Below are 26,702 nucleotides of genomic sequence, written 5' to 3'. Positions count from 1 at the left end.
TTTCTTGAATTTATCATTCCGGTGGGTTTGAGAGGACTCGAATTGATTAATCTACCTTTGAACCCTAGAATAGTATAACAATGTGTCTGACATTTTGTCAATCGCGGGATTTTAAGTCCAGTTCGTCTATCAATTAATCACATAGTTATACAATTCACATATTATAATGCAAAATAATGCAAAGATCATGCCAATAATGATTTATTATTAATGATTCCACTTATAAACTCTGAAATAAGAAAAAAATTTTCTATGGCATCCAAAATAAGTTACCTGGAGATTAATTCTGCTCAGTAACTAAATATCCGAGCCCCACTTGTGGTTACTTCTTAATAATCACTTTTCGGAAATATTTTAACCGGCTACTGTCCGGTTATCTGTATATATGTCCGGTTAATAATACAATGTATTACCTTGGCTTGAGTGTATTGTAGCCATGTTCCCCATACGGTTGAAGCTTATTCTGCCATTTTTCTTTCAGCTTCTTTAAGGCGTCTTTGATATCAAAAATGCCCTCTTTTGGTGTTTCTAAGATTTCTAATACCTCAATCACAAAGGCCTCTGCTCCAAATTCCTGCAACTCATTTTGAAGGAGTTTGTTTGTGTGCGAACCCCTTTCCAAACTAAAGCGTTTACCATTGATAGTCTTTAAGTTCGGGGTACTTTCAATAAGAATCTTTCCGTTTTTGGTGTTTCTGATCTGATAGATCCCCGCCTCAATTTCTATCTCTTTGTATAGCCGTTTAAGTTCTTTCTTGCGATCCATCATTATATCCTCCTTGTTCAATTAACTTTTTTACCAGGTTCCGCAGGTCCTCGGGAAAGGGAGCTCGGATGACCAGGGGCAGTCCGGTCGCAGGATGGAGAAAAGCGTACACCGAGGAGTGTAAGGCTTGACGCGAGAGTAATGTTGTATCACCATTGTATAGGTCATCTCCGAGCAAGGGGTGCTTGAAGCCTGCACAGTGGACACGAATTTGATGGGTTCGCCCGGTTTCTAAGATAAACTCCAGAAAAGTTGCATTGTAATAACGGCGGAGGACCCTGTAATGTGTTCGGGCCGGCTGGCCATTGGGTTGGACTTGACGTTTTATGAAACTATCAGGCGCAAACCCGATGGGGTCGTCGATAGTACCTTCATTTTCGAGTACAATTCCTTCTGCGAAGCCAAAGTATCGCTTCCGGATATGTCCGCGCTCCAGTTGCCAAGCGAGTTGTTGATGGGCAAATCGATTTTTGGCGATGATGACGACGCCAGAGGTATTCCGGTCAATCCGGTGAATTGGACGATAAAGATGGTGTTCTCCCTTGCGTTCCCAATAGCCGACGACGGCATTTCCTAAGGTGTTTGTGAGATAACGGTGTGTCGGATGAACCACTTGATTCGCAGGTTTGTTCACTACTAAAAGGTATTCGTCTTCGTAGAGAATATCGAGGGGGAGATTTTCTCCTAAAATGCTTGTTTTCTCATCGTGAAAAAGCTGAATGGATAACATTTCTCCTTCTTTGCCCCGTGCCGTTAAGTAAGTGAACTTCCCGTTAATCCATACTTGTTCGCCTTGTTTTAACCGTTGTAATATTCTGAGTGAGAAATGAAATTTGTGCCGCAGGATTGTCAGATATTTCTGACCGGAGTCCTCCGCTTGCAAACGGTATTCCCATAAAGTATGTTCTGCGTTCATAATGCCTCCTTAGTATTGGTACCCGTAATAGGATGTGTTAAAGACTTTTTACATAAAAGTGATGATAAAAAGGAAAATTATGAAATATGAAGAATATAACTAAATGTCTTCGCTATACTTTATTAATAGTAAGGAGGCCCCAAAGTGAAAGACCCGCGTATTGAAAAACTTGCCGATTCCTTAATCAATTACTCTATTGCACTCAAAACTGGTGAGAAAATCCTTATTGAAGTGATAGGACAGGACATTTTACTCGCCCAAGCTCTTGTGCGCTGCGCCTATCAAGCAGGCGGGTTACCCTTTTTGTCTACTGTTAATCATACCTTAATGCGCGAAGTATTAAAAGAATTCAAGATGGAGCAGGCAGAAGCAATGACCAGGTGGGATCTTGCCCGCATGAAAGAAATGCAGGCCTATATTGGAATCCGGGCCGGAGAAAATGCCAACGAATGGGCCGATATCCCCCCTGAAGCGATGAAAATTTATTTGTCTTACTACCAGAAACCGGTGCATAGCGAGCAACGGGTGCCGCATACCCGTTGGTGCGTGTTGAGATATCCGAACGCCTCTATGGCCCAGTTGGCAAATATGAGCATCGAAAGATTTGAGGATTTCTACTTTGAGGTGTGTAACATGGATTATGCTAAGATGTCGAAGGCCATGGATCCACTGAAAGCGCTGATGGAAAAAACTGATGAAGTACGCATTCTTGGCCCGGGGACAGATTTGGTCTTCTCAATTCAAGGGATGCCTGCCATCAAGTGTGATGGACACGCCAATATCCCGGATGGAGAGATATTTACTGCCCCGGAAAGAGAGTCAATCAATGGACGGATCAGTTATAATACGCCATCACTTTTCCAGGGCTTTACATATGAAAACACCGTGTTGGAATTTGAAAACGGAAAGATTGTCAAAGCGACTGCCAACGATACGGAACGGATCGAGTCCGTTTTTAATACTGACGAGGGAGCACGTTACGTCGGAGAATTTGCTCTTGGAGTCAATCCATATATTCAAACGCCGATGAAAGACACACTTTTTGATGAAAAGATTGATGGAAGTTTCCACTTTACTCCAGGATCCTGTTATGATGATTGTAACAATGGAAACAAATCTGCTATTCACTGGGATTTAGTGTGTATTCAAAGACCGGATTATGGCGGCGGCGAGATCTATTTTGATAATGTGTTGGTTCGCAAAGACGGGCGCTTTGTCTTGCCTGAACTTCAAGTGCTGAACCCGGAGAAGCTGAAGTCTTAAGAGACCAATTTGGATAAGGAGTCGATTGCAAGCGGTCATGAAGTATAAACGTTTACGTTTGGTCTACAACCCCTATGCCGGTCGGCGCAAATTAACCGCCCAACTGGATACTGTGATCCGCATTTTTCAGGAAAGCGGGCATGAGGTAAGTATCCATCGGGCATCCTCTCCCGAAGATGTTGAACAGATTGTTTCCCAAAGCAGGGATGTGGATCGGTTGGTTATTGCCGGGGGAGATGGCAGTATTCATCAGGCGGTCAACGGCTTACTCCGGATTTCAGCGGAAAAGCGCCCGGTTCTGGGTATTTTGCCTGTTGGAACAGCGAATGACTTGGCCTACGCGTTACATTTGCCGAAAAGCATTCCTGAGGCGTGTAAAGTCATTGGCAAAGGAAATACGTTTGAGATGGATACAGGGAAGGTCAATGACCGCTACTTTGTTAATGTGGCCAGCGCCGGACTTTTAACGGATGTTTCTCAAAAAGTTGATACCCGCGTCAAAAATACGCTTGGGCAATTAGCTTATTTTCTCAAAGGGATAGAAACCCTTCCGTCCTATCGTCCCTTTCATATCGAGTTTGAGAATGACGGAAAACGCTATTCGGAAGAGGTCGTTTTGTTTATGGCCGTGAATGGCTTCTCGGTAGGGGGCCTCAGAACACTTGTGCCAAGAGCATCCCTAACTGACGGTAAGCTGGACATTTTAATAGTTCCGGCAATTGGGTGGCCGGAAACCCTTCGTCTCCTATTAAGAGTTTTGAGGGGAGAAAAAGTTAATGCCGAAAAAATTGTGGAATTCCACACCTCTGAATTGACGGTCATCACTGATCGACCGATCAATTCAGATCTGGATGGAGAATCCGGTCCGGAAAGCACTTGGCATATTCAAATTGGACCTAAAATTTCAGTGCTCTGTTAAGGACCGGTATTTTTATTCTTCAAGAGGAGGGGTCCCATGATCGGCTCAGAATTTCAGCAGGAAATCTTAAAAAGACTCAGTGAGCTAAGTCAGGTCTATATTGTTGGCGGAGCAGTTCGCGACGCGCAATTGGGGATTCCTTTGAAGGATGTCGATGCGGTCATGGCCCTTCCGCTTCCGGAGATAGAGACAAAACTGATTGCTATGGGTTATAAGCCCCATCTGCTCGGCGCGCGTCAGCAGACGGTCAGTTTATTTCAGGGGACAGAACGAGTGGACATCGCAGCATTCTCAGGAGAGATTGAAACGAATGCCCGGTGTAGGGATTTCACCCTGAATGCTATATATCAAGATGTTCGGACAGGTGAAATCAAAGACCCGTTAAACGGGCTTGGAGACTTGCGGGCAAGACGACTGAAAGCCTGTGGGTGTGCGGCTGACCGGTTTAAAGAAGATCCCCTTAGGATTATGCGTCTAATTAGACTGGCAGTCCGTTATGACTTGGCAATCGAGTCAGAGACATGGCTGGCTGCGACAGAGCATGTTCCGCTTCTTGGGGAGGTGGCGGCGGAACGCTTAACGGAGGAGTTTGGACGAATTCTTATGCTGGATAAGATAGACCGGGCCTTAGAACTCCTCGATGACCTGGGGTACTTTCAGACTTGGCTCCCGGAACTGGCCAGGTTAAAAGGACTGGTTCAGAATCGTTACCATACCAAAGATGCTTGGGGACATACCCGGCAGGTCGTGATTAATACGATCCCGCGCTTAATCTTGCGTTTAGCGGCCTTATTTCATGATCTGGGAAAATGGGAAACCGCCAGTCGGGAATGCATCGTTTGGGGAACAATTCGCCGGACAGATCATGGGTTTGAAGTTGCGGGATTTAAGTTGCAGGGAAAAAACCTGGAGCGCTGGGTAAAGAAGGAAGCAGAAGTCCACGGGGGAAGACTTGATAACTATCCGGATACGATCATTGTCAAACGTATCAAACCGGCGCGAGCCACACCAATGAAACACCTGGAGATGGTTCCCGAGGGGAAGCGGCACTTTCTCCGGCACGAAAGGGAAAGCGTTCGCTTGCTCAAAGAAATCTTGCCTCGCTTTCGGTGGAGTATGTTTCTTCCCGGAGGAAGTCAGGGGGAACGAGAACTTGAATATTTAGTAGGGCATCATATGGCAGGGACACTTACCTTTATGAGCGAATTAAAGGGGGAAAGTGACCAGGCTAAGTTTCTCGAGAAGACGCGTCGCTTTGCATGGGAGATTGGCTGGAATGGTCAGGTGTATAATAAACAAAGGCTCGAAAATCTCTTGGATTTGTGGCGAGCGGATTTCCTTGGCGGGAAGCAGGATGCCGCCGAAAATATAGATCGGTTAGATGAGCTTCAGGGAGAAATCAGAAAGGCCTCTGCTTGCTTGGCGGAGCAGGCCGGTCTGCTCGATTGGACTCAGTTCGAAGAATTTGCCCGGGGCAAAGGGCTTGCCGGCGAGCGGTTCGGTCGGTTCAAGGAACAGGTGCGCCGCCAGATCATGATGGACCCAAAATATAGGTTGACAGATCCACAATTTCTTGAACGGGAATACGGAATCTATCGTTCTTCAATGGGAAAACAAATACAAAAATGAACCCTACGCCGCCAAATAGTGAGGGTTCATTTCTATGTATAAGGAGTATTTATACGTATTTTAAATATCCGGTATAATGGGTTATTGGAGAAAGATGGTGTTTTGGATGAATGATCAGGCACGTTGGAAATCGAACATCATAAGATGGGCAGGTGAGTTGGGTTTTGTCTCTATCGGGTTTACCTCGGCGGAACCGATTGACGGGCTTACTCAATTGTTACAAGCTCGTATTGATTTAGGTGCGGCAACGCCTTTCGAGAACAAAGAAATCAGGCAACGGATCGCTCCGCAAGCAGTTTGGCCAGATTGTCAGACGATCGTGGCCTTAGCCTGCCCGCTCCCATATTCGTCCTTTCCGCAGGAAGGGGAGGGTGTTCTTGCCCGTTCTGCAGTGGGGGAAGATTATCATCACTTAATGGCTCAGAAGATCAGTCGTCTGGTCGAGATCATGGCTGTCAATGACTGGCCGGGAACCTCGCGCCGACAAGTGGATAGCGGCCCATTAGTAGAGCGAGCCTTTGCGCGTCGGGCAGGGATTGGCTGGATTGGTCGGAACCAAAATCTCATTATTCCGGGATACGGTTCATTTGTGGCCTTAGCGCTGCTCCTTTTGGATCAAGAGCTTGAACCGGATCAGCCCTCTATACCTGACCATTGTGGAACCTGTCAAAGATGCGTTCAAGCCTGTCCGGCGCAAATCCTCGGGAAAGAGCCGTTTGCGGCCAAACACTGCGTCTCCTATCTTACCCAAAGTAAAGAGGTGCTTACACCTGAAGAGGGCGAGCGACTTGGCTTAAGAATATTTGGCTGTGACACCTGCCAGGAGGTTTGCCCACACAACAATAAAAGAATAGAGCAGGAAACCGCGTCTTCCTCTCCCTCCTCGCTCCGGCGTGGCGTCGATTTAAAAGATACTCTTAATTTAACCAAAGGGGAGTTTCAAAGACGTTTTAAAGCTACGGCCGCCGGTTGGCGTGGCAAGGGAGTTCTGCAGCGAAATGCCTCTTTTGCCCTGCGCAATCTTCAATCAGTACCGCCAATCATTACGCCAAATTGGCGTTAATTTAGCGGTAAATACGAAAAGGTCTCTTTTGGTACAAAAGGGCATTGTCCAAGTGGTGTGGCTTTACTTTTCTCCTTACTATTATTCGATATATAGACTATAATTAGAGTAGGTTTATTTCTGAGGTAACGACGCCATTAGTAACTATGCCATTAAATTGAAAGGAAATTTGAAAGTTAATTACAAGTTCATTTGAACCATTATGAAGGGTTCAAGCATGGGAAAATATTTTTGTCGGAGGGTTTTTCATGGAAATACGGGTTTATTATCAAGACACTGACGCAGGCGGGGTGGTTTATTACTCAAATTATCTGAAGTACTTCGAAAGTGGAAGGACCGAATACCTTCGTGACCGGGGGTTTTTGATCGGGGAAATGGCCCGGCGAGGTTTCGTCTTTCCGGTTGTGCACCTGGAGATTGATTACCGCGCTCCGGCTTTACTTGACGATTTACTTAGAGTGGAAACTGTCGTGCTGGAAATTAAAAAATCCTCTTTTACCCTTGCCCAACAGGTGCTGCGGGCTATTGACGGAAAACTGCTTGCGGACGGTAAAGTGATAATGGCATGCGTGGGGCCGGGAATGAAACCCCAGAGGTTGCCTGAGGAGATAATACAGGCCTTCAAAGAATAAATGATTATGAATGTCAACCCCTGCCCAATCTGCGCTCCACAAAACGCGCAATCCTTATGAGGGCTTCCTGTAGTTGTTCAATCGAATAAGCATAGGAACAGCGGATATATCCCTCTCCGGAAGGGCCAAAAGCGGTCCCCGGCACGACAGCAACTTTTTCTTCCTTTAAAAGTTCTTCGGCAAACTTCTCGGAGGACAAATTTGTTTTTGAGATATCCGGAAATACATAAAAGGCGCCTAAGGGTTCGAAACAGTCAAGACCCATTTGCCGAAAGCCGTGAACCATGAGGCGACGTCGCCGATCATAAGCAGTGATCATGTCATTTTTAGCTTCAGTGGCGGAACGTAACGCTTCTATGGCGGCTATTTGTCCCATAATGGGGGCACAGAGCATGGTGTATTGGTGAATGCGGGTCAGCCCTTGGATAAGGTCAGGATGTCCGGCAACGTACCCGATTCTCCAACCGGTCATGGCGTAGGATTTTGAGAAGCCACTGACCAAGAGCGTGCGGTCATGCATGCCAGGTAAGCCGGCAAAGGAGACATGTTTTCCGTCATAAGTGAGATCAGAATAAATATCATCTGCAAGAACGAGCAGATCATGCTTTGTCACGAAATCGGCGATAGGGAGAAGGTCTTCGCGACGCATGATCGCCCCGGTTGGGTTATTCGGGTAGGAGAGCACCAAGAGTTTGGCTTGCGGTGTATAAACCCGGTTTAAGTCTTCCACGCGTAAACGAAAGTCGTCTTTGGCATGGGTTGGAACGTAACAGACGCTTGCTCCGGCTAAGATGGCGCAAGGGGCGTAGGATACATAGGACGGATCCGGAACCAAGACGACATCTCCCGGATCGAGCACGGCCCGCATCACGAGGTCAACGGCTTCGCTGCCTCCAGTGGTTATGAGAATTTCTGTAGCCGGATCGTAGTTTAGTCCCATCGAGTTATTTAAGTAAAGGGAAAGTTCTTCACGCAATTCCAGGAGACCGGCATTACTGGTATACATGGTCTGTCCCTGTTCTAAAGAAAACATGCCGCTTTCGCGCACGGTCCAGGGGGTGACAAAATCGGGTTCTCCGACGCCTAAGGAGATGACATCCTGCATAGTGGCCACCAGATCAAAGAACTTGCGGATCCCTGAAGGAGGCAGAGTAGCGACATGGGAGGCGAGGTAACGATTCATGGCGAAACCACGAGACGTTGAATCGTCTCTTCCTCTCCCATAAGCTCGATTCCGTTTTGCTTATAGCGGCGAAGCACAAAGTGGGTCGCAGTACTCTGGACATGCTCAAGAGGGGCTAATTTTTCCGCCACAAAAAGAGCGACGTCTTGCATTGTTTTACCTTCAATGAGCAGAGATAGATCGTAGCCGCCGGACATCAGAAAAAGTGTTTTGATCTCAGGAAATTTTTGTAATCGTTTGGCAATTTTATCGAAACCGTAGCCCCGCTGGGGCAAGACTTTAACTTCGATAAGGGCGGAAACCTTTTCTTCACCGGTTCGAGCCCAATTGATCATGGGTTTATAGCCGACAATGACTTTTTCCTTTTCCCAATCGATGATCCGTTGTCTGATGTATTCAGCAGGCAATCCGGTTTGCACGGAAAGTTCTTCTGGTGTCAGACGACAATCCTCAGCGATGATTTTGAGTAGTTTATGATCCTCTTCAGTAAGCATTTAATCCACCTCTTTATATAAACATCATAACAAACATAGTTTAATTATATCACGCTTTTATACAACAAGGTTAGGCGAACTCGTTACGCTAAATAATTCAGTGGGGGGTCTCTACTCTCCTTAAAACAATAGAGAAAGAACTTGATGAGTAATCTCCCATTTTTTAAAGTAGGAAATGATTCACTTACTCGGGTTAAATTGAAGCTTTCGTCGCATTAAGCAGTCCTCCGGCAAGAAGGATTTTAGCTTGCCGTTCGCTGAGATCATGCTTAACCCAAACCGGGTCTGAGTCGTTGTTAAGGGTAATGGCAAAAGGAGCAGGCGTAAGAATTGCCTGATGCAGGTTTACGAGGTGTAAAATATTCCCGGCATGCATGCGAGTAAGGTCTTCTTCGTTGACAAAGGTGATTGGAAGTATGCCGAAATTGATCAGATTGGCACGGTGGATGCGCGCAAAACTCCGGGCTAAGACAACGCGCAGTCCCAAGTACATGGGAGCAAGGGCGGCGTGTTCGCGGCTTGAGCCTTGACCGTAATTGTGACCGGCAACAATGATACTTTGTTTTAGGGTCTTGGCCTTGGAAGCAAAGTGCGCGTCGATTTTGTGAAAGGTGAATTCTGAAATGGCCGGTATGTTCGAACGGAGCGGGAGAATCTTGGCTCCGGCGGGCATAATATCGTCTGTTGTCACATTAGCACCAAGCTTTAAGATAATGGGTAAGCTGAGCGTATTAGCCAGGGCAGGGGCAAGGGGCAGCGGCTGAATGTTGGGACCGCGTCGAATTGGGGTATCCGCAGTACCGGGAGGTAAGATCATGCTGTCATCAATGCGAAACAGCTCTGGGAAATCCACAACGGGAGGGAGTCCTAAGGTGCGCGGATCAGTCAAATAGCCTGTCAAGGCACTGGCTGCTGCAATTTCAGGGCTCGCCAGAAAAACCGAGGCATCTTGGGTTCCGCTCCTACCTTCGAAATTACGGTTAAAAGTTCGGACAGAGATTCCTTTCGAGACCGGTGATTGGCCCATGCCAATACACGGACCACAGGAAGCCTCAAGCAGTCGTGCCCCGCTGTCCAGGAGATCAGTCAAGGCACCATTATTGGCAAGCATACTTAAAACTTGACGGGACCCGGGAGAAATAACTAAGCTTACGTCCGGATGAACATGCTTGCCTTTCAGGATCTGACTGACACTCATCAGGTCCTGGTAGGAAGAATTTGTACAACTACCGATGGCCACTTGATTTACGGACAGAGCTGAGCGCTCAGTTACCGGAAGTACATTGTCCGGACTATGGGGTTGGGCAACCAACGGAGCAAGCAGGGAAAGATCGATTTCAATCTCTTCATCATAGGAGGCATCCTGATCAGCAGAGAGAGGAATAAAGTCCGCCGCTCTCCCTTGCGCTTCTAAAAACCGAAGGGTTTGCTCGTCACTGGGAAAAATTGAAGAAGATGCCCCGAGTTCCGCGCCCATATTGGTGATGGTTGCGCGTTGTGGGACAGTAAGGGTTTGCACGCCCGGCCCGGCATATTCGATGATTTTCCCAACACCCCCTTTGACAGAGAGCACACGAAGAATTTCCAGAATAATATCTTTGGCTGAAACCCAGTCTGAGAGTTGCCCTGTCAGCCAGATCCGCAGGACTTTGGGGTTGGGAAGATAAAAAGCTCCGCCGCCCATTGCCACGGCAACGTCTAAACCCCCGGCACCCATGGCCAGCATGCCCATTCCGCCGGCAGTGGGGGTATGACTGTCTGAACCAAGTAAGGTTTTACCGGGTTTAGCGAAGCGTTCCAGATGGACTTGGTGACAAATTCCGTTACCCGGTCGGGAAAAATAGGCACCGAAGCGGGCGGCAGCGCTCTGTAAAAACGCGTGGTCATCCGCATTTTCAAACCCTGTTTGCAGGGTATTGTGATCTATGTAACTGACCGAGCACTCCGTTCGGACTCTGGAAATGTTCATAGCTTCAAATTGCAAATAAGCCATTGTGCCGGTAGCGTCCTGGGTTAACGTCTGATCAATTTTAAGGGCGATTTCGTTTCCTTCTGCTAAGTTGCCGGACACCAGGTGCGATGTTAGTATTTTTTGAGTCAGATTTTGTCCCATGATCATTCCTCCTTCGAATGTTCTTAACTCTACCAAAAACAAGACGAAACAGCCAGGGTTTTCCTGAAAGAATACAGAATATCTTTTGAGTATTAAGTATATCTGCTTACATAGTAGTGTTAAGTTGGGTTTGCCATAATTTCAGGTTATAATAGTTTAAGTTATAATATTTTAATAGGAAGGTCAAGATTTAATCAGGGAGGAAGTAATCATTATATGCCCATGTATGAATTTGGGTGTCCGAGCTGTGGCATTCTGACGACGGAATTATATAAGATGGGGGAAAACGGTGAGTTGTTAACGTGTGCTAAGTGCGGGCATGCCGGGCTCACGAAACATTTAGCCGGGTTTGCAAGTCCGGGAGTCTCCGGAGGCGGGAATTGCTCATCAGGATGTAGAGGTAACTGTACCGGATGTCATTGAAAGGGGAACAATATTCTTGAACAAGCGCCTGAATATTGTCCTGGTTGAGCCAGAAATTCCTCCGAATACGGGGAATGTGGTTCGGCTTTGTGCTGCAACCGGGGCAACACTTCATCTGGTAAAGCCATTAGGGTTTAGTATCGATGACAAGCAATTAAAACGTGCCGGCTTAGACTACTGGCACTTGCTGGAGATATTTATTTACGAAAATTTTGAGGAGTTTGAGGAGAAAAACCCAGGAGGCCCCCGTTACTTAGCGACCACAAAAGGCGGACGGGCGTATACTGACCTAACGTATGTGCCTGGGGGATACCTGCTTTTTGGGAAGGAAACAAAAGGATTGGCTCCCGAAATTTTAGCGCGTTACCCGGATACGGCCTTCCGGTTACCGATGCGTGCAGAAGCTCGTTGCTTGAATTTATCGAATTCTGTGGCGGTTGTTGTTTATGAAACATTACGTCAATGGGGTTTCCCGGAACTTGTCTAGAAAGGAGGTCAATCATGACCTATGCGTTAACCTTTTTCGTGGCACTCGGGATAGCGGCAATCGCTACTCCGGTTTCAATGAAATTGGCGGGTAGGTGGGGAGCTATCGCTTATCCGGGTGGTCGGCATGTTCACACTAAGCAGATTCCTTGTCTTGGCGGGTTGGCAATATATGCTGCCTTTTGGAGTGCAGCCCTGATCATGCAAGTGTGGGATCAACAAATGTTGGGCTTATTCCTGGGAAGTACGCTTATTTTGGGGGTAGGGATTTGGGACGATGTCCGCGGCATGCGACCTTTAGTTAAGTTTATTTGGCAAATCGCGGCGGCAGCAGTGCTAATCTTTTTTGACTTTTCTATGAAGACCATCTCCCTGCCATTTATTAAGGATATTCATTTCGATAAACCAGGTTTTGGTGCAGTTGGTCTTATCTTAATGCTCTTTTGGGTTGTCGGCTTGGTGAACACCGTCAATGTTTCAGATGGACTCGATGGCTTAGCCGCAGGAATTTGTTTTATAGCGGCACTTTTGCTGTTTTGGTCGGCGAACCAAATTGTTCAACCAACGGTTGCTCCCGCCCATCTTACATTGGCCTTGGCAGGAGCGCTCCTCGGGTTTTTATTTTTTAATTTCCCCCCGGCGCGTGTTTTTATGGGTGATTCGGGAAGCATGTTCCTCGGCTACATAATTGGAGGAATTTCGATCATGGGTCTGCTCAAAACGGCGACGATTCTGGGATTGGTTTTTCCACTTCTTGTTTTAGGTATGCCGGTTACAGACCTAACCTTTGCAATTATTCGTCGCAAGCTGCGAGGACTGTCTATGGCGACAGCTGACCGAGGGCATCTGCACCATCGTTTACTGGATGCCGGATTGACTCAACGGTCGGCAGTGCTTTCAATGTATGGGATAAGTGCTTGCTTTGGCGTGGCCGCTGTGCTTGGAGCCAAAGGGCAATGGATTTGGGCCTTGGCTGTTCTCTTTGTAGTTTTTACATTGCTTATTATCATTCTAATGCGTAGAACAGCTATGCTGGCGGTTTTTAGCCGACGTCATTCAAAGTGACTCGTTTGCCAAATATTACATCCCTGGCGCAAAGGCATTATTACACTTCATTTTTTACCAACACATAAGATGGTGAGAAAGGGGGTATAAGTATGCCATTAAAAGTGGTTACCTTTTATAATGGCTTAATAGAACAAACAAAGGGTTATCCCTATCTTCAACGCTACGGGAATATCATCAACCAATTAGCTATTTTTGAGATTTCTATTCAGAATAACGGAACACTCCTTGGGCGTCCAAGTCGACGGCTAATTAATGAGGCCCATGCTATGGGGAACAAAGTTTTCCTGGTCGTTAGTAATTTAACCCCCCAAGGTCAGTTTTCCACCGTTTTAATCGAACGTTTGGTTCGTGATCAAGATTTTGCCAACCTTGTTTGGCATAATATAAGAAATGTCTTGGTTGAGTATCAGTGTGATGGGGTTAATCTTGATTTGGAGAAAGCGGCACCTGCGGACCGACCCCTGTTCAGCAAGCTGATCAGAGACTGGTCGATTCGGTTTAAACGGGAGAATTTCTTAGTTTCAATCGATGTACCGGCTAAGTCTTCCGATGAACCACTGGATGAATGGAAGGGATCCTTTGATTATCGAGCAATTGGGCAGGCTGTCGATGAGGTAATTATTATGACTTACGAAGAGCATTGGGCAGCAAGTGAACCGGGATCTGTCGCCTCAATTCCTTGGGTTACCGGAGTGATGCAGCATGCAATTGCCAATATTCCACGCCGGAAAATTTATATGGGAATTCCAATCTATGGGTACGATTGGCCGGAGACAGGAGCCGGTCGTGTTATCGGCTATCAACGGGCAATAGAGCTGGCACGACGGCATGGGGCCCCGCTGCAATGGGATGCAAGGCAATATAGCACATACTTCCGTTACGAGACTATGCGGGTCCGCCATACCGTATATTTCGAGGATCCCCGTAGCTTACGAGACAAGCTGGACATTGCTTTGCAGCTGGGTATTCGTGGTGTGGCACTATGGGAAATGAACCTTAGCTATCCTGGTTTCTGGGATGTACTTCAAACATACGTTAAGCGGCTATAAGCAAATAGGAGAGGTAGATGGGGGAGAGTTCCAGCGTCTTCTGCAACGTTAGGCTCCGGAAAGCCAACTCAGGGCGTTAAAGCCCGGTGATATATTTGAGGTTTAAATATTTAAATATCCCGCTTGATTTTTTCAGGCGGGATATTTTTATGCAAAAACGGTAAAACTTTTATCGAAAGGAGATGAGCTGATGACAAGAATACCATGTTCGACACGTTGTCTTTATGCGGTTGAAGGACACTGCCGCTTAGAACACCTTCTCGGAGAGCGGCGGGGAGCGACCTGTCCGCATTATGAAGAAGATTTCGATATCATGAGTAGGGGGAGAATCTAGTATGAAGCAGTCAAAACCAAAGGTAAAGCGAATAGATCCACTTGAACCGTTGAAAATGGAGATTGCAGCTGAATTGGGTTTACTCAATCAGATTAATAGTGAGGGGTGGCATTCTTTAAGCGCCAAAGAGGCAGGAAAAATCGGAGGGCTTATGACTCAAAGGAGACGAAAAAAATGATTTGTTCGATAATGTGGAAACCAGATTGGAGTGGAAGAGCCCGTCCCTAAGACGGGTTTTTCTGTACTTATTTTAGAAAGTATAACTTTTAGTTACTTACTTTCTGTAGCATAAGTTGATTAGACAATTCGTCAATTTCACGATACAATTAATAAGTTATAAAGATCAAAATATTAAACAAAAATTAACAAAAGAAGATTGAAAAGTTCGTATAACCATATTGTTTCTTAGGATATCCAAAGGGGAAGGATGGTGAACCTTGTAAATATTCAAAAAATTGATAATTCCAAATATGGCTTTGTTCACCTCCATAACCATACGGAATTCAGCCTGCTTGATGGAGCAGCACGGATCAAAAATTTGGTTAAGCGTGCGGTTGAATTAAAGATGACAGCCTTGGCCATAACTGATCATGGAGTCATGTATGGAGTCATGGACTTCTATAAGGCTTGCCTTCAAGAGGGGATTAAACCGATCATCGGCTGCGAAGTCTATGTTGCCCCCCATAAACGGTCGGATCGGACGCCGGGAAAGGATGATGCCAATCATCACTTAGTGCTCATAGCTGAGAATAAGGAAGGATATCACAACCTGATTAAGTTAGTGTCGATGGCCCATATCGAAGGTTTTTATTATAAACCTCGCGTAGATAAAGAAATCCTTCGCCGGCATGCCGCGGGACTTATTGCGCTTAGTGCCTGTTTGGCAGGGGAGGTAGCGAGCTGCCTTCTGCGGGACCAATTAGCAACAGCTATCAAGAGCGCTCTCGAGTATGAGGAGATTTTCGGGAAGGGAAATTTTTTTCTCGAAATCCAGGATCACGGTTTGGCGGAGCAACGCAAAGTCATTGCCGGACTATGGAAGATGCATGAACACACGGGGATTCCGATGGTGGCAACCAATGATGTGCATTATGTGGACCGTGAGGATGCTTTTGTTCAAGACGCTTTGCTCTGCATCCAAACCGGTAAAACCTTAGCGGATACCGCACGGATGCGTTTTTCCAGTCAAGAGTTCTACCTCAAATCTGAACGGGAAATGACGCTTCTGTTTGGGGAACACCCTGAACTGCTGGAAAATACGGCACGAATCGCCAAACGCTGTCAAGTAGAGTTTCAATTTGGCGGTAACTTTTTACCGGTTTTTGAAGTTCCCGCAGGGTATACGTTAGATGGTTATCTTGAAGCAGAATGTCGCAAGGCTTTTCCACATTTTTACCCTCAAATGACAGAAAAGGAACGGGTTCGCTTGGACTATGAACTCCAAGTCATTTTCCAGACAGGTTTTGCGGGATATTTTCTGATTGTTGCCGATTTTTGTCGTTTTGCCAAGGAAAACGGCGTGGCTGTCGGTCCTGGGAGGGGATCCGCGGCGGCGAGTATGGTTGCTTATTTACTAGGGATCACGTCGGTTGAACCGCTGCGCTTTGATCTTCTGTTTGAACGCTTTTTGAATCCGGAACGAATCTCTATGCCGGATATTGACATAGACTTTGACCCAGACGGCCGCGAACGTGTGATCCGCTATGTTACCGAAAAATATGGTGCGGATAAGGTATGCCAAATTATAACTTTTGGAACCATGGGGGCTAAAGCGGCGGTCAGAGATGGCGGAAGGGTTTTGGCGATGCCCTTAGCCCGGGTCGATAAAGTAGCGAAAGCCATTCCCTCGGATTTAGGTATGACTTTAGATAAAGCCTTAAGCGTATCTCCTGATTTAGCCCGTATGGTCGAAGGGGATGAAGAAATTAAAAGGCTCTACACCTTAGCGAGGTCTCTCGAAGGCATGACCAGACACGCTTCAACGCATGCTGCCGGAATCGTCATCTCTCAGGAACCCCTGATCAATCACCTCCCCCTCCAGCGGACGTCAGAGGGCTTTGTGATGACCCAATTCCCGATGAAAGCGGTCGAAGAAATTGGGCTTCTGAAGATGGACTTTTTGGGTTTGCGCAACTTAACAATCTTGCAGGAGACCGTGCGCCGGATTGAAGAGACGCGTGGGTTAAAACTGGATTTACGGACTCTGACCTTGGATGATCCCCAGACATATACATTATTAGCCTCGGGAAACAGTACCGGGATCTTCCAGCTGGAAAGCGGTGGTATGCGCGCGATCCTTAAGGAACTCAAGCCGACCTGCTTTGAAGACATTATCGCTGTCGTGGCCTTATATCGGCCGGGTCCGATGGAACAGATCCCGGAATTTATCCGGCGAAAAAACGGAGGGGAGATCACTTATCTGCATCCCAAACTGGAACCTATTCTTAAATCCACTTACGGAATTATCGTTTATCAGGAACAAGTCATGCAAATCGCTCGGGACATTGGGGGCTATTCTCTGGGTCGTGCGGATTTACTCCGTCGGGCGATGGGGAAAAAGAAAAAAGAAATTATGGAAGAAGAACGTCAGAATTTCACTCAGGGGCTGCAAGATAAGGATGGGAAATGGATTATCCCGGGCGCCCTGCGGATTGGGTTGACTCTTCGTGAAGCGGAAGAAATTTTCGATTTAATGGCTAAATTTGCGGAATATGGCTTTAATAAAGGACATGCCACGGCCTATGCCGTGATTACGTATCAAACGGCCTATTTAAAAGCAAACTATCCCTTAGAGTTTATGGCGGCGCTCTTAAGTACCGTGATGGGCTCGTCAGATAAAATATCGTTTTATATTCAAGATGCCAAGTTAAGTGGGATTCAGGTGCTTCCCCCGGATGTGCAGTATAGTCAAGCCGGGTTTTCCATTGAAGAGCAAGCCATTCGCTTTGGCTTGGGAGCCATCCGCAATGTGGGAGTCAATGTCGTGGAGAAGATTTTAGAAGTCAGGACCGATGGCTGCTTTAAATCCCTCGATGATTTCTGCTTGCGTGTTGATCAAAAGGTTTTAAACCGGCGTGTTTTGGAAAGTTTAGTCCGCTCCGGCGCCTTTGCTTCGATTTGTTCCCGGGTTCAGGCTTTAGCAGTTCTTGATCAGGTTTTAGATATGGCCGGGCGTAGACAAAAAGATCGAATTTCTGGTCAATTTTCTCTTTTCGATCTGGACGAAGATCTGAATGAAGGGATTAAATTGCCTGAACTTCCGGATTTTTCAGAGCGAGAGATCCTGGACCTGGAAAAGGAATACCTTGGGCTCTACTTAAGTGGGCATCCTCTTTCCTCAGTTCTGCTTCAACTTCAGCCCTTTATATCATCCGATATTTTGACCTGTCTTGAAGGCGAGGAGGAAAAGAAAGTTGCTCTCGGCGGATTAATAACCGGCTTTCGGCAGAATGTGACAAAAAAAGGTGAGATGATGGCCAGCTTTGTGCTGGAAGACTTAACGGGAGGGATTGAGGTCTTAATTTTTCCGCGAGTCTATATGCAAACCCATGCTTTAGGCAATGACCAAGTCATCGTGGTTGTCGGGAAGTATATCATCCGGGATGAAGAGAAAAAAATCTTTGCTGAAAAAATAACAACCCTTGAGGACTTATTATCCGCGAAAGAGTCATCGCCGTTCTCTCAACTAACTACTACCCCGGTCCGGAAAAAGCTCCCCCCTCCATCGGTAACGGCTGGAAAACGTCTATTTTTAAGATTTGCCACGGAAAAAGATGATCTGATGGAAGCGACCATGAACATCCTCCAACGATTTCCCGGAAGCCAACCGGTGTATTTTTTCTTTGAAGACACCCAGAAAGTCATAGAAGGAGAACGCAAGTTTTGGGTAAATGACGAGTATGACCTGGAGACTGTACTTTATGAAGTGATGGGCCGTAGTAATGTGGTTTGGAAATCGGAAAAAAATTTCGTTTAATTGTGTTCTGAGCAGCAGGACTCTGGACTTTTAAGGCGAAATTCAATTCTAAAAATAATCTGAAAAAAGGAGACACATTGTGCGTACTGCAATTTATCCAGGAACGTTCGACCCGGTAACTAATGGGCATCTCGATATTTTAAACCGCGCAACAGAGCTATTTGACGGAGTAACTATTGCCATTGCTGCAGATAGTAATAAGACACCCTTGTTTACGCTAGGAGAGAGAATGGAACTACTCTCGAATGCAACGAAAGACATGCCGAATGTCAGGGTCAGTGTTTTTGAAGGGTTGACAGTTGAATTTGCACGAAAATGTGGAGCTGTAGCCATTATTAGGGGATTACGCGCCTTATCCGATTTTGAATATGAATTTCAACTCGCCTTAATGAACAAGAAGATAGCCTCAGATATTGAAACAATATTCCTGATGACCCAGAGTGAATTCTCCTTTATTAGTTCCAGCACGATCAAGTGGGCGGCCAGTTTACATGCCGGAGTTTCGGATTTTGTACCGGCATATGTCGAAAAGGCATTATTCTCTAAATATTCTGGCTCACGCACTGATTTAAATAGTGAGGATTAAAAGGTACCTTTGTTGCACAATCAGAAGTGCTATGGTATCATAATACGGATTTAATAAGGGGGCTTTTCGAATGTGGACCGTCATTTATATTGCACCCAATAAGTTAATTGCGGAAAAGTATAAAGCAATCCTCACAGAAGAAGGGATGCTTGTTCAACTTCGCCCGATTGGTTCAGCGCATCTGGGTGATCATGCTTCAGTCGAAATTCTCGTTCCGGAATTAGAAGCCGAAGAAGCGCATGAAATCATTACCGGCGACATAGGGAGCTAATATATGCTTAAAGATATATTCAAAAAAACTAAGTACGTTACCATTCAATCTACTCCAACTGCTCCAGTGCAGAAACCTGGTCCCTCTGATGTTTCTCAGCCAGAACCTATGACCGTAAGGAAAAAAGAACCTCATGAAAGTCTTTGGGTTAAATGCCCGAAGTGCGGGGAAGTTCTCTCCACCAAAAATCTTGAGGAAAACGCACGGGTTTGTACGGCGTGTGAGTATCATTTTCGAATTTCCGCCAGGGCACGTCTGCGGCTTTTGGTTGATGAAAACAGTTTTGAGGAATGGAATACCGAGCTGCTTTCACTGGATCCCATGGAGTTTCCGGGTTATCAAGATAAGCTCCTGGAGGCACAGGAAAAGTCAGGTATGATGGAAGGCGTGCTTACGGGACGGGCCAAGATAGAGGGAATTCCTGTTGTGCTTGCGTTCAATGAAGCGAGTTTCATGATGGGCAGCATGGGCTCTGTGGTTGGAGAAAAGATTGTTCGGGCGATTGAAAGGGCAATTGGTTTGCGCTTACCGGTGGTCATATTTTCTACTTCCGGGGGTGCCCGGATGCAGGAAGGAATTCTCTCTCTTTACCAGATGGCGAAGACCAGCGCCGCTCTGGGCCGGTTGGCTGAAAATCGGTTATTGTATATTTCGGTACTTACAAATCCCACGTTCGGAGGGGTTACAGCCAGTTATGCTTCACTCGGGGACATTATCATCGCTGAACCCAATGCTTTAATTGGCTTTACAGGACCGCGTGTGATCATGCAGACCATTAGGCAAGAACTACCTGCAGGCGCACAAACGGCGGAGTTTAATCAGAAGCACGGCTTGATTGATCTGATCGTGGGACGTGTTCAGATGCGCTCGGCTTTGGCACGCTTGTTGCTATACCATCAGGAAGGGGCTTAGTATGGCAAAAGTGTTCGATTTTGAAAAACCAATCTCCGAACTTGTTCAGAAGATTTCGGAACTTCAGAAGTTCTCTGCTGACAAGGGTATTGACCTGTCCCAGGAAGTTGCTACCCTTGAAAAGAAAGTGGCTCTTTTGAAGATGGAGATCTACAATAACCTTGAACCTTGGCAAAAAGTTAAGATCGCCAGACATCCGGAGCGGCCAAATTTTTATGACTATGCTCCGCTTCTGTTTGAAGATTTTATAGAACTCAAAGGGGATCGTCACTATGCGGATGATCGCTCGGTTGTGGGCGGAATTGCCCTTTTTCAAGGCACAGCAGTGACGGTGATTGCCCAGGTTAAGGGAAGAAACATTAAGGAGCATATGAAGCGTAATTTTGGCATGCCATATCCGGAAGGATATCGCAAAGCGGTGCGCCTGATGGATCAGGCCGAAAAATTCGGCCGACCGGTCTTAACATTTATCGATACTCCTGGAGCCGCCTGCGACTTAGGTGCGGAAGAACGAGGACAGGGTGAGGCCATTGCCAGGAGTCTTTTGGCGATGGCGGGCTATCATGTACCGGTGATCAGTACGGTTATCGGTGAGGGCGGAAGCGGCGGCGCACTCGCCCTGGGGGTAGGTAATGTAATTTTGATGCTGGAAAACTCCTTTTACTCGGTCATTGCCCCGGAAAGTTGTGCATCAATTCTTTGGAAGGACACGACCAAGGCGAATGAAGCGGCGGCAGCTTTAAAGTTTACGGCTCAGGATCTGTTAAGACTTGGGGTAGCAGATGAGATAATACGAGAACCCCAAGGCGGCGCCCATTACAACCTAAATCAAACTGCGGAAGAATTAGCGCCGGTTATTTCAAAGTACCTCGTGCGGTTGAGAGCAGAGACTCCGGAAGCACTGCGGGAAAAACGATATCAGAAGTTACAGGCAATTGGGGTTTATCAAGAAAATGTCACCCTAAGTTCAGCTAACGGTCTTGACTAAATCATAAAATTAATGTATCATACCTAAGTCATCTTTAATCAACGGTTTAACTAATTGGGCGAGTGGCGGAATGGCAGACGCGTCGGTCTCAAAATCCGATATACGTGAGTATGTGGGGGTTCAAGTCCCCCTTCGCCCACCAAGATGAATTTATTAATAGAGCCTGTGAAGGCTCTATTTTTATATCCTAAATAGTCTTAATCGAATGACTATTTCTCTGGTTTTTTAAACAATGTGGCAGCAGAATACAAGGGATTGTCGCGCTGTTTAGAGAATACTTCTTGTATAGAATTCGAACGATAATGAGGTGGACTTTATTAACAAGGTTATTAGGTCAAGAGCAGTAATTATCAGTTTAATACTATTAGGTCTTATTATTTGGCTGGGGATAAAATTATTATCCCCGCAACCAAACTCTCCGTTTGAGGAATTGATTCCAATTCCTACTAGTGCCATTCAGATTCCAAATATTTTCTGCCCAAGTGACAAAGATAACGATGGGGTAAATGATATGGAGGACATTGTCAAGGGGGCAAGGTCAGAAGTCATGAGAAAACCCAAGTATCTCAGTTCCTATTACCAAGGAGGCTTTCCGCCGGAAACCGAAGGAGTATGTACCGATGTTGTGTGGAGAGCTATGCGTGATGCAGGTTATGATTTAAAGACTCTGGTAGATAAAGATATTCGCGAAAATAGTGCAAGTTATCCTCGTATTGCAGGTAAACCGGATCCAAATATTGATTTTCGCCGAGTACCTAACCTTATTGTATTCTTTCGCAAGCATGCAGTGGAACTTACTAAAGAGATAAAACCGGGTGATGTTGCTAATCTCTATCTCTGGCAGGCCGGGGATATTGTTACTTATGGCTATCCTCATGAACATATCGCCATAGTTTCTGATAAACGACGCAAGGACGGCGTGCCATATATTTTACACAATGCTGGGCCGTACGCATGTGAGACAGATCAACTGCAAGATTGGCCTTCTCAAATAACCGGACATTTCCGGTTCCCGAAGTTTTAGGCTTTAGAACACGCACCTCAATCATTTGTTAGGAAACAGGGGGTATGATATAGTAAAATGCGAAAGATTGGGGGTTTTCATGATGCCGCGAATGGTAATTTTAGACGGAAACAGCCTTGCGAATCGCGCCTTTTATGCTCTGCCGCCCTTGACCACGGCTGATGGGCGTCCAACGAATGTATTACATGGTTTTTTAACCATGCTTTTGAGATTGGAACAAGAACAACACCCGGATTACTGGGTGGTAGCTTTCGATAAAACCAAGGCCACGGTTCGGATTGAACAATACGACGGGTATAAAGCCCAACGGAAAGAAACCCCGGAGGGACTGCGCCCGCAATTTGATTACCTCAAAGAAATCCTGAGAGAAATGGACGTACCCATACTCGAACTGGCGGGCTATGAAGCAGATGACCTTATTGCCGTAATAACCAAACAGGCGGAAGCCCGGGGGATGGAGATTCAGATTTATACTGGGGACAGAGATGCTTTTCAACTTATATCTCCCAAGACGATTATTTTTTTGACTAAAAAAGGGATAAGTGAGATTGAATGCTATGACGAACATGCCCTATGGGAACGTTATCAGCTCCGACCTTACCAAATCACCGATCTGAAGGGTCTTATGGGAGACTCCTCAGATAATATCCCCGGGGTTCCGGGCGTCGGTGAGAAGACCGCGCTGAAATTACTCTGGGAGTTTGAAACAGTTGAGGGTGTTTTGGCGAATACAGATAAAGTATCTGGGAAAAAAGTACAAAGTAACTTAAATGCATTTGCTGAACAGGCAATGCTTAGTAAAAAGTTAGCGACTATGCTGAGCGAAGTTCCGTTGGCCTTTACTTACGACGATTTTGTTTATCGCCGTTCCAAAGCGACCAAAGTACTTCCCGCCCTGCAAAAATATGATCTCAGGAATGTGACCCGTTTGTGGCAGGAGCGCCATAAGGACGATCTGGAATCGCCGGGGGAAAGTTCTGATGAGTTGTTGGAGGATTGGCCTGAATGCACACTTTCGGAGGAAGGTTGGCTGGTACAGATTGAAAAGTGGCAATCAGGGAAGGTTCCGCTCACTTTAGCTTGTCGTTATGAAAGAACGGGATTACAAGGCGGCCGCTGGATAGAATGGGGAATCGCCGCTGGGGGTGAGGCTTTAACGCTGACACGTTCGGAAGCATCGCAAGGTATTATCAAAGCGTGGTTAGAACTGTTAGGTAATGATCAGGTCCCCAAAACCTTGGCGGATAGTAAGACAGTGGCTTTATTGCTGGCCAATGAAGGCGCTTCCTTAAAGGGAGTTAAGCTGGATCTGTGCTTAGCAGCTTATCTGATTCAATCCAATCGGACTAAATTTGCCCCACTGGATTTGGTCAAAGAATATGTGCCGAACCAGGAAGTCTTCTTGAACAGCGCAAAAGAAGCCGCTGCGTTGGCCCAAGTTGCCCCCAATTTTCTGAAGGAAGTTGATTCGTTGGGGTTGACGGGTTTACTGCATGACATCGAAGAACCGCTCAGCATGGTACTGGCGGATATTGAACGTCTGGGGATTGGGGTTGACGTCGAGCAATTGACGGCTTTCGGTGAAGGAATTAGTCTCACTTTAAAACAGTTGGAAAAAGACATTTATGCCTTAGCTGAAGAAACCTTTAATATTAATTCTCCGAAACAGATGGGAACAATTCTTTTCGAGAAATTAGGCCTGCCAAAGGCTAAAAAAACCAAAACGGGTTATTCCACTGATGCGGAGACGTTAGAGGAACTGCGCTTAGCCCACCCAATCGTGGAGAAGATTCTCGACTATCGGCAATTGAATAAATTGATGTCAACTTATGTGAATGGGTTGCTGGCACAAGTGAAAGATGGCCGGATTCATACCACATTTCAACAAACGGTGACGGCAACAGGCCGTTTGTCAAGCACGGAACCGAATTTGCAGAATATCCCTATTCGACTTGAGCAGGGACGACAATTAAGAAAAGTCTTTCATCCCACGGAACCCGGGTGGGTCCTCCTCTCAGCCGATTACTCACAAATTGAGCTTCGAATTCTAGCTCACTATTCGCAAGATCCCCTGCTTTGCGAATCGTTTGCGCTGGGACAGGATGTCCACACGAGAACGGCAGCGGAGGTCTTCGGCATCTCGATTGAAGCAGTCACCCCGAACATGCGCCGGAGTGCCAAGGCGGTTAATTTTGGGCTGGTGTACGGATTAACTGAGTTTGGTCTTTCGAGGGATTTAGGGATTCCTCGTAAAGAAGCGAAATTTTACATAGAGCAATATTTTAAACGCTATAGCGGGGTTAAACGTTATCTTGAAGATGTTGTTGCTCAGGCTAAAAAGGAGGGACAAGTCCGTACCTTGTTCAATCGCCTGCGACGTATTCCGGAGTTGCTTCATTCAAACCGGGTTCAACGTCAGTTTGGAGAGCGGATTGCTATGAATACACCTGTGCAGGGTACAGCCGCGGATATCATGAAATTAGCCATGCTTAAAGTAGCTGAAGGATTGAAACCCTTTCGGGCGGCCATGCTGCTCCAAGTTCATGACGAATTGTTGCTTCAAGTTGCCCCTGAGGATCTGGAAAGTGTCGCCCGGATGCTGAAAGATAAAATGGAAAATGCTTTTCCCTTGTCAGTGCCCATGACGGTAGACTGCAAAGTCGGGCCGAATTGGTATGATATGCAGTCGTTTAAGCCGATGAATTAAGGAATGAGGTAAGAACATGCCAGAACTCCCTGAGGTTGAAACGATTCGAAGGACTTTGGCTGAACACGTGACAGATTTAAAAATCGAAGAAATCAAGCTCATCTGGGCCGCTGCGGTTCATGGATGGGAAGATAAAAAGTTCGAAGATCTTGTTACCGGACGACGGATCAAAACGATAGACCGCCGCGGTAAATACCTGATGATCTTGCTTGAAGATGATTTGACGTTAATCGCGCATATGCGGATGACCGGCCATTTAAATTATTATGCGGATCATCAGGAACCGGAAAAACATACGCATGTGGTTTTTCGGTTGGAACGCGGCGAAGTGCATTTTTCAGACGTGCGTAAATTTGGACGTATTCAAGCCATACCTACACCATTGTGTTTTAGCGAATCCTCTCTGCGCAAACTCGGTCCCGAACCATTGGAAGATGAATTCACACCCGCAGTGCTGAAAAAACGTTTCGGAAAGAAAAAAGTCTTCTTAAAGGCGGCATTACTGGATCAGACTGTCCTCGCGGGAATGGGTAACATCTATGTGGATGAAGCTCTTTTTCTCGCCGGATTATCTCCAGACCGTAGGGTAGACACCCTTTCCGAGCAAGAAATTTCAAAACTGCACCAGGCGATCCAAAATGTCCTTCAGGCAGGAATTGATGCCCGGGGCACATCCTATCGAGATTATCGGGACGCCAATGGCGAAAAAGGATCGTTTCAAGAAGCGCTCCAGGTATACGGAAGGGGCGGGAAGCCCTGCCAAGTCTGTGGGCAGGTGTTAGAACGCAAACGCCTTGCCGGGCGGGGCACGGTTTATTGTTCAAGGTGTCAGAGGTAGTGCTGGGAATGTGGCGAAAGTATATGAATCGAGATAAATTTACGAAAGCAAAAGGGGGATATGAAATGACAGCATTTGCTCAAATTATTAGTTTGATATTTTTCGTCTCGATACTGTTCTTTTTGATTAGCATAGTAAATTTTATGAAAGCGAAGACAAGAAATGACGAAATATTAATTCGAACGCTAGAGAGAGTACTCGAAAGGCTTCCTGAGAGAAAGAAAGAAGAGTTTAAATTTTAAGGGATGGATTCCTGAATCTGAAACTCTTCCTTGATCAGGCTTGAATGTGATTATCGGTTTGCAGTGTGTGTAATTATTTGATGTGGCAAATATTGGCTGCAACGGTTATAATATAGTCGAGAGAGTACAGCAAAGGAGATTGATAATATGGATTATGCATACGTTATAGATAGAAATTCCATTAAGCTTCCAAAGGAGGTTTCAGACAAGCTGAATTTGAAGGAAGGAATGGAATTAAAGGTTTTATCTGACGAAGTGGATGGGGTTTTAATATTGAAGGTTGTTGAAGGGAAAAGAAAGGATTTTTCCGGTATTAAAGGAATCGGCAAAGAGATATGGAAAGATATTGACGCTCAGAAATACGTTACTCAGGAGAGAAACGAATGGAGCTGAAGAAGGGCTTTAAGCTTTTTGTAGATACGGCACCGATTATATATTTTATTGAGGAACATCCGGTTTACATCAATGAAGTTTCCGATATATTTGCTAGAACAGCCGAAGGAACTGTACAGGTAGTTACATCAGTTATTACTCTGATAGAGGTTCTGACAAAGCCATATAAACTTGGGCAAAATTATATAGTTGACGTTTACAAGGATTTCTTCTCCAATTCAAAGGGATTCTCTGTTATGAGCATTAATACCGGTATCGCAGAATTGACTGCAAAGATAAGGGCAGAATTTGGGTTCAAGGTGCCTGATGCTCTTCAATTAGCTATCTTTGAACATAATGATTGTGATTTTTTTGTAACCAATGATAAACAACTCGAGATTTATGACAACAAGAGAGTTTATATATTACCTGGATTCTCGGAACGCCT

General features: G+C 46.0%; 26 protein-coding genes and 1 tRNA gene. 22 read left to right on the top strand and 5 right to left on the bottom strand.

The window, feature by feature from the left end; genetic code table 11:
* Positions 1–409: 409 nt before the first annotated feature.
* Positions 410–769: a GIY-YIG nuclease family protein gene (locus AC6I5A_RS01475; RefSeq protein ID WP_497900401.1), complete on the bottom strand. Its 360-nt coding sequence runs from the start codon at positions 767–769 to the stop codon at positions 410–412.
* Positions 744–1,682 carry an RluA family pseudouridine synthase gene (locus tag AC6I5A_RS01470; protein WP_034610891.1) on the bottom strand — a complete coding sequence of 313 codons (939 nt, stop codon included), beginning with the start codon at positions 1,680–1,682 and terminating at the stop codon, positions 744–746. The genes AC6I5A_RS01475 and AC6I5A_RS01470 overlap by 26 nt, the downstream gene beginning before the upstream one ends.
* Before the next feature lie 144 nt (positions 1,683–1,826).
* Here AC6I5A_RS01470 and AC6I5A_RS01465 point away from each other — a divergent pair, with 144 nt between their 5' ends.
* The 5 genes from AC6I5A_RS01465 (at position 1,827) to AC6I5A_RS01445 (ending at position 7,188) form a co-directional block, all read left to right on the top strand.
* Positions 1,827–2,945 (top strand): aminopeptidase, encoded by a 1,119-nt coding sequence (locus AC6I5A_RS01465; RefSeq protein ID WP_034610889.1) that lies wholly within the window; start codon positions 1,827–1,829, stop codon positions 2,943–2,945.
* A 37-nt stretch (positions 2,946–2,982) separates the two neighbouring features.
* On the top strand, positions 2,983–3,864 hold the full coding sequence (locus AC6I5A_RS01460; RefSeq protein ID WP_034610888.1) for a diacylglycerol/lipid kinase family protein: 882 nt from the start codon (positions 2,983–2,985) through the stop codon (positions 3,862–3,864).
* Between the two features lie 36 nt (positions 3,865–3,900).
* Entirely contained in the window at positions 3,901–5,493 is a 1,593-nt protein-coding gene (locus tag AC6I5A_RS01455; protein ID WP_034610886.1) for a tRNA nucleotidyltransferase/poly(A) polymerase-related protein, read from the top strand.
* A gap of 106 nt (positions 5,494–5,599) precedes the next feature.
* Entirely contained in the window at positions 5,600–6,556 is a 957-nt protein-coding gene (gene queG, locus AC6I5A_RS01450; RefSeq protein WP_052167825.1) for a tRNA epoxyqueuosine(34) reductase QueG, read from the top strand.
* Between the two features lie 248 nt (positions 6,557–6,804).
* Positions 6,805–7,188: a YbgC/FadM family acyl-CoA thioesterase gene (locus AC6I5A_RS01445; protein ID WP_034610884.1), complete on the top strand. Its 384-nt coding sequence runs from the start codon at positions 6,805–6,807 to the stop codon at positions 7,186–7,188.
* Between the two features lie 13 nt (positions 7,189–7,201).
* Here the strand turns inward: AC6I5A_RS01445 and AC6I5A_RS01440 are convergent, their stop codons facing one another.
* The 3 genes from AC6I5A_RS01440 to AC6I5A_RS01430 form a co-directional block, all read right to left on the bottom strand.
* Positions 7,202–8,371: an aminotransferase class I/II-fold pyridoxal phosphate-dependent enzyme gene (locus tag AC6I5A_RS01440; protein WP_034610883.1), complete on the bottom strand. Its 1,170-nt coding sequence runs from the start codon at positions 8,369–8,371 to the stop codon at positions 7,202–7,204.
* Positions 8,368–8,865, bottom strand: a complete 498-nt coding sequence (locus AC6I5A_RS01435) for an Lrp/AsnC family transcriptional regulator (RefSeq protein WP_034610880.1) — start codon at positions 8,863–8,865, stop codon at positions 8,368–8,370. Before AC6I5A_RS01435 ends, AC6I5A_RS01440 begins: the two co-directional genes overlap by 4 nt.
* A gap of 193 nt (positions 8,866–9,058) precedes the next feature.
* Positions 9,059–10,978 (bottom strand): aconitate hydratase, encoded by a 1,920-nt coding sequence (locus AC6I5A_RS01430; RefSeq protein WP_034610877.1) that lies wholly within the window; start codon positions 10,976–10,978, stop codon positions 9,059–9,061.
* Between the two features lie 216 nt (positions 10,979–11,194).
* Here AC6I5A_RS01430 and AC6I5A_RS01425 point away from each other — a divergent pair, with 216 nt between their 5' ends.
* The 17 genes from AC6I5A_RS01425 to AC6I5A_RS01345 form a co-directional block, all read left to right on the top strand.
* The gene (locus AC6I5A_RS01425) at positions 11,195–11,401 is read left to right on the top strand and encodes an FmdB family zinc ribbon protein (RefSeq protein WP_034610875.1); all 207 of its coding nucleotides are present in this window, start codon (positions 11,195–11,197) and stop codon (positions 11,399–11,401) included.
* Between the two features lie 16 nt (positions 11,402–11,417).
* Positions 11,418–11,888, top strand: a complete 471-nt coding sequence (locus AC6I5A_RS01420; RefSeq protein WP_034610872.1) for a tRNA (cytidine(34)-2'-O)-methyltransferase — start codon at positions 11,418–11,420, stop codon at positions 11,886–11,888.
* Between the two features lie 14 nt (positions 11,889–11,902).
* On the top strand, positions 11,903–12,952 hold the full coding sequence (locus tag AC6I5A_RS01415) for a glycosyltransferase family 4 protein (protein WP_034610871.1): 1,050 nt from the start codon (positions 11,903–11,905) through the stop codon (positions 12,950–12,952).
* A 92-nt stretch (positions 12,953–13,044) separates the two neighbouring features.
* On the top strand, positions 13,045–14,004 hold the full coding sequence (locus tag AC6I5A_RS01410) for a glycosyl hydrolase family 18 protein (protein ID WP_034610868.1): 960 nt from the start codon (positions 13,045–13,047) through the stop codon (positions 14,002–14,004).
* A gap of 190 nt (positions 14,005–14,194) precedes the next feature.
* The gene (locus AC6I5A_RS01405) at positions 14,195–14,338 is read left to right on the top strand and encodes a cleavage protein (RefSeq protein ID WP_497900400.1); all 144 of its coding nucleotides are present in this window, start codon (positions 14,195–14,197) and stop codon (positions 14,336–14,338) included.
* A gap of 1 nt (position 14,339) precedes the next feature.
* Positions 14,340–14,516, top strand: a complete 177-nt coding sequence (locus AC6I5A_RS01400) for an alpha/beta-type small acid-soluble spore protein (protein WP_034610867.1) — start codon at positions 14,340–14,342, stop codon at positions 14,514–14,516.
* Between the two features lie 249 nt (positions 14,517–14,765).
* Positions 14,766–18,314: a DNA polymerase III subunit alpha gene (locus tag AC6I5A_RS01395; RefSeq protein ID WP_052167822.1), complete on the top strand. Its 3,549-nt coding sequence runs from the start codon at positions 14,766–14,768 to the stop codon at positions 18,312–18,314.
* Positions 18,315–18,393: 79 nt separating this feature from the next.
* Positions 18,394–18,900: a pantetheine-phosphate adenylyltransferase gene (gene coaD, locus AC6I5A_RS01390; protein ID WP_034610865.1), complete on the top strand. Its 507-nt coding sequence runs from the start codon at positions 18,394–18,396 to the stop codon at positions 18,898–18,900.
* A gap of 70 nt (positions 18,901–18,970) precedes the next feature.
* Complete coding sequence (locus tag AC6I5A_RS01385; RefSeq protein ID WP_034610862.1) at positions 18,971–19,171, top strand: putative signal transducing protein; 201 nt, start codon at positions 18,971–18,973, stop codon at positions 19,169–19,171.
* A 3-nt stretch (positions 19,172–19,174) separates the two neighbouring features.
* On the top strand, positions 19,175–20,083 hold the full coding sequence (gene accD / locus AC6I5A_RS01380; protein WP_034610861.1) for an acetyl-CoA carboxylase, carboxyltransferase subunit beta: 909 nt from the start codon (positions 19,175–19,177) through the stop codon (positions 20,081–20,083).
* 1 nt (position 20,084) lies between these two features.
* A complete protein-coding gene (locus AC6I5A_RS01375; protein WP_034610859.1) occupies positions 20,085–21,071 on the top strand; it encodes an acetyl-CoA carboxylase carboxyltransferase subunit alpha in 987 nt (328 codons plus the stop codon).
* 56 nt (positions 21,072–21,127) lie between these two features.
* Positions 21,128–21,213, top strand: a tRNA-Leu gene (locus AC6I5A_RS01370).
* Between the two features lie 240 nt (positions 21,214–21,453).
* Positions 21,454–22,095: a DUF1287 domain-containing protein gene (locus AC6I5A_RS01365; RefSeq protein ID WP_497900412.1), complete on the top strand. Its 642-nt coding sequence runs from the start codon at positions 21,454–21,456 to the stop codon at positions 22,093–22,095.
* 82 nt (positions 22,096–22,177) lie between these two features.
* Positions 22,178–24,802, top strand: coding sequence for a DNA polymerase I (gene polA, locus AC6I5A_RS01360; RefSeq protein ID WP_034610855.1), 2,625 nt, complete (start codon positions 22,178–22,180; stop codon positions 24,800–24,802).
* A 16-nt stretch (positions 24,803–24,818) separates the two neighbouring features.
* A complete protein-coding gene (gene mutM, locus AC6I5A_RS01355; RefSeq protein WP_034610853.1) occupies positions 24,819–25,640 on the top strand; it encodes a bifunctional DNA-formamidopyrimidine glycosylase/DNA-(apurinic or apyrimidinic site) lyase in 822 nt (273 codons plus the stop codon).
* Positions 25,641–26,029: 389 nt separating this feature from the next.
* Positions 26,030–26,275, top strand: a complete 246-nt coding sequence (locus AC6I5A_RS01350) for a hypothetical protein (protein ID WP_034610849.1) — start codon at positions 26,030–26,032, stop codon at positions 26,273–26,275.
* On the top strand, positions 26,266–26,702 hold a 437-nt coding region (locus tag AC6I5A_RS01345; protein WP_052167821.1), incomplete at its 3' end, for a PIN domain-containing protein. The genes AC6I5A_RS01350 and AC6I5A_RS01345, both read left to right, overlap by 10 nt.

The sequence above is a fragment of the Desulfosporosinus sp. Tol-M2 genome (assembly GCF_059735615.1).
The sequence above is the reverse complement of the archived record's forward strand: the minus strand, read 5'-3'. Positions and strand labels throughout refer to the sequence as shown.